Source organism: Synechococcus sp. R55.7, from assembly GCF_047461955.1.
In the GTDB taxonomy this organism is placed as follows: Bacteria; Cyanobacteriota; Cyanobacteriia; order Thermostichales; family Thermostichaceae; genus Thermostichus.
On record NZ_JANSIC010000170.1, the window covers coordinates 1 to 4,069 of the forward strand.

General features: G+C 61.0%; 3 protein-coding genes. 2 read left to right on the top strand and 1 reads right to left on the bottom strand.

Annotation, left to right across the window (positions count from 1 at the left end; all coding sequences use genetic code 11):
- Positions 1–53: 53 nt before the first annotated feature.
- Together hflX and NW820_RS09360 are read left to right on the top strand one after the other, a co-directional pair.
- Positions 54–1,820 carry a GTPase HflX gene (gene hflX, locus NW820_RS09355; RefSeq protein WP_414407339.1) on the top strand — a complete coding sequence of 589 codons (1,767 nt, stop codon included), beginning with the start codon at positions 54–56 and terminating at the stop codon, positions 1,818–1,820.
- 115 nt (positions 1,821–1,935) lie between these two features.
- The gene (locus NW820_RS09360; RefSeq protein ID WP_414329428.1) at positions 1,936–3,684 is read left to right on the top strand and encodes a diflavin flavoprotein; all 1,749 of its coding nucleotides are present in this window, start codon (positions 1,936–1,938) and stop codon (positions 3,682–3,684) included.
- 106 nt (positions 3,685–3,790) lie between these two features.
- On the opposite strand, the gene NW820_RS09365 is transcribed toward NW820_RS09360, so the two are convergent.
- The coding region (locus tag NW820_RS09365) for a hypothetical protein (protein ID WP_414407340.1) at positions 3,791–4,069 on the bottom strand (279 nt) is incomplete at its 5' end.

Below are 4,069 nucleotides of genomic sequence, written 5' to 3' on the forward strand. Positions count from 1 at the left end.
CAGCTAGCGTGTATGGTAGATGAAAGCTTGTTTTTGGGTCTTTCCCCGTCCCCATGCCCAGGGCTAGCACCTCTCGCCATCAGACCGACCCCCGCTTCAGCTCTGCTATCGCTCCACGACGCTTTCCCGAACAGGCCAAAGGGTTAAAGCCCCACCAACAAAAGCAACTGCAACGGCTTTACCAACTGCGCCTACCCCCCAACCGCCTGGTGACGGTGGAGTTTGCCCAACGGCTGGGATCCCTGACCCAAGAGTTGGAAGGCCGGCCCATCAGCGTTTACCTCAACCGGCGCGGCCAGGTGATCCGCGTAGGGGTGGGATCCCCTTTTGAAACCCAGATTCCCGCTTGGGAATTGCCCCGCCAGGGGGCCGAGCGCCTATCCGGGATCCGCTGCATCACCACCCAAATGGGGGAGGGGGGCCCCGGTCAAAAAGCGCTGACGGCCATGGCTTTGCAGCGTTTGGATGCCCTCATCACCCTTTCCGTGTCCAAGTCAGGAGGGCACCGACGCCGGGGAGGAGCGGCTACGGGCTTTGTTCACCGGGCCTATCTGGCCCATCTGCTGCCGGAGGGAGAGCGCCGTTGGCAGGTTTCTGAGCCTTTGCCTTTGGGGATCCTGGCAGAACAGGATCTGCAGGAGCTGGTGGCGGAGCTGGAGGATGGGTTTCGGCGCCAGTTGACCGCCCGCCAGGTGGATCTGGATCAGGATCGGGCCATCCTGGTGGGGCTGCAGGAGTCCGGGCAGAGCTACGAGGATCTCATGGATGGGTTGGCGGAGCTGAGCCGCCTGGTGGAGAGTGCCGGCGGACAGGTGCTGCAAGCCCTCTGGCAGAGGCGGGAAGGCCCCAATTCGGCCACGGTAATCGGATCCGGTAAGGTGCAAGAGCTGGCTCTGCTGGTCCAGGATCTGGGCGCTAACTTGGTGGTGTTCGACCGGGAACTCACCCCCAGCCAGGTGCGCACCTTGGAAGAGGCGGTGGGGGTGCGGGTGGTGGATCGCAGCGAGGTGATCTTGGATATTTTTGCCCAGCGGGCCAGAACCCGGGCCGGAAAATTGCAGGTGGAGCTGGCCCAACTGCAGTATTTGCTACCTCGCTTGGCCGGTCGCGGGCGCACCATGTCTCGGCTAGGTGGGGGCATCGGCACCCGTGGCCCTGGGGAAACCCAACTGGAAATGGAGCGGCGGGCCATCCAGCGGCGCATCAGCAAGCTGCGGCAAGAGGTGGAAGAGCTGCGCCGCCACCGCCAGCGGCTGCGCCAACGGCGCGAGGCATCCCAAATTCCCGTGGTGGCCCTGGTGGGCTACACCAACGCCGGCAAATCCACCCTCCTCAATGCCCTCACCCATGCCCAGGTCTACGTGGCCGACCAACTCTTTGCCACCTTGGATCCCACCACGCGGCGGCTGGAGCTGCCCGACCAGCAGGCGGTGCTGTTGACCGACACAGTGGGATTCCTAACCGAATTACCAGACCAACTGGTGGATGCCTTTCAAGCCACCCTGGAAGAGGTGACGGAAGCGGATGCCCTGCTGCATGTGGTGGATCTGTCTCACCCCAACTGGGAAGGACAGATCGAGGCGGTGGAAACCTTGCTGGACAAGCTGCCCTTGGCCACTGGTCCCCGCCAGCTGGTGTTCAACAAAATCGACCGCCTCGACCCCGAATGGGTGGAAGACGTCCGCCTGCTCTACCCCAAAGCCCTGTTTGTTTCCGCCGCCACCGGCCAAAACCTGGATCAGTTGCGCCACACCCTGGCCCAGTTTGCTACAGCCCTAAGTCCTAACCCCTTCGATTGGCAGGAACCCAAGGATCCCTAAAAGCATTCCATAAGGATTTCCAAACCTGCATAGCTCATCTTCATCCGCCGTCAACATAAACATTCAGTTACATTGAGATCAGGATTGTGACCCGACTTAAAGTTAGGGAGAGAACATGGCCACCACTGCAGTTGCACCTCAAGTCGCACCTCGCCTGGCCCAGCCCCATCTGACGCTGCAAACTCTGCCCATCGGGGCCGACACCCTTGCCATTCGCTCCCAAGATTGGGATCGGGATCGATTTGACATCGAATTTGCTCTGGAAAATGGCACCACCTACAACTCCTTCTTGATTCGCGGCGAGAAGGTGGCCCTCATCGACACCTCCCACGAGAAGTTTCGCCAGTTGTACCTGGATTGCCTGCAAGGGATCCTAGATCCTGCCCAGATCGACTACCTGGTGGTCAGCCACACCGAGCCAGATCACAGCGGCCTGGTTGGGGATCTGCTGGAGCTGGCGCCCCAGATGACGGTGGTGGCCTCCAAGGTGGCGGTGCAATTTCTGGAAGATCTGGTGCATCGGCCCTTCCAGCGGCTGGTGGTGAAACAGGGAGATCGCTTGGATCTGGGCAAGGGGCATGTCCTGGAATTTATCTCTGCCCCCAACTTGCACTGGCCCGACACCATCCTCACCTACGACCACGGCACCCAGATCCTTTACACCTGCGACGTGTTTGGGATGCACTACTGCGACGATTTCGCCTGGGACGAACATCCCCACCTGTTGCAGGCCGACTTCAAGCTCTACTACGACTGCCTCATGGGGCCCAATGCCCGCTCGGTGTTGTCTGCCCTGAAGCGCATGGAAGCCTTGCCTCCCATCGCTGCCATTGCTACCGGCCACGGCCCCCTGCTGCGCCATCACCTGTCCGACTGGGTGGAGCACTACCGCACCTGGAGCCTGGAGCAGGCCAAAGCCGAGCGCCTGGTGGCAGTGTTCTACCTGTCCGGCTATGGCCAGGCGGAAACCTTGGCTCAAGCCATTGCCCGTGGGATCCAAAAAACCGGCATCCAGGTGGAGCTGGCAGATTTGCGGCTGGTGGATGCCCACGAGGTGCGGGAGCTGATGAGCTTGGCCGCCGGTGTGGTGATAGGCATGCCGCCCCAATCAGGGCCTGAGGCCGCCACCACTCAAGTGCTGCTGAAAACCCTTTTGGCCTCTGCCCACAGCAAGCAAGGCTTTGGTCTGTTTGAGTCGGGCGGCGAAGATGATGAGTCGGTGTACCTCTGCCGCAACACACTGCAAGAAATCGGCGCCAAAGAGGTGTTTGCCCCCATTCTGCTTAAGCAGCCTGCCGGCGAGGCTCTGCTGCAACTGGCCGAAGAAGCAGGTACCGATCTGGGGCAGTGGCTGACCCGGGATCGCAGCATTCAGCAGATGAAAGCCTTGGATGCCGACCTGGATCGCGCCCTGGGCCGCATCAGCAATGGCCTCTACATTATCACAGCCCGCAAAGGGCAAGCCACCAGCGCTATGCTTGCCTCCTGGGTGGCCCAAGCCAGCACCGATCCGCCGGGGATCAGCATTGCGGTGGCCAAGGATCGGGCCATCGAATCCTTCCTGCAGGTGGGAGATACCTTCGTGTTAAATGTGCTGCAAGAAGGCCATTACCAACCCTTGATGCGCCACTTCCTGAAGCGATTTCCACCGGGAGCCGACCGCTTTGCCGGGATCAAGACCTACCCTGCTGCCAACGGATCCCCCATCTTGGCCGATGCTTTGGCCTACCTGGAGTGCCGCGTGGTGAGCCGCCTGGAAACCAGCGATCACTGGGTGGTGTACAGCACCCTAGAAGCTGGTCGGGTCTCCAGCCCAGAGGGCCTCACCGCCATCCACCACCGCAAGGTGGGGAATCATTACTGATTGAGGCGTGAGCAGTGAGAAGGGAGAAGTGAGAGATGATCCCTCACCTCCAGCCCTTCTCCCTGGGGAAGCTGGGATCCCTGTAGCGAACAGACTCACAAAAACTTCAATAGGACTGCCGATAGACCAAGCCACTGGGATGTAGGAAGAAGGGGCTGTCTTCTCCCAGGCGGATCCCGATCTGCTCCAGCTGTTCCCCTTGGCGGGTCGCAGGCCCTAAGGGCAGCCCCTCTGTTCCCTGTTGAATCCTTTGGGATCCCTGCTGGGCTGGCCGATAAGGGACGCTGCCCAAACCCGAAGAGAGGGGATCTGAGGGGGCATACCTCTGTCGCCAGCGCTGGTAGGGGCTGACCGGTTCGGGAAAATGTTGCGTAGCGATAACCTC

Excerpts from the sequence above, each read along its gene's own strand:
- hflX (WP_414407339.1), top strand. The coding sequence starts at position 54 with ATGCCCAGGGCTAGCACCTCTCGCCATCAGACCGACCCCCGCTTCAGC.
- NW820_RS09360 (WP_414329428.1), top strand. The coding sequence starts at position 1,936 with ATGGCCACCACTGCAGTTGCACCTCAAGTCGCACCTCGCCTGGCCCAG.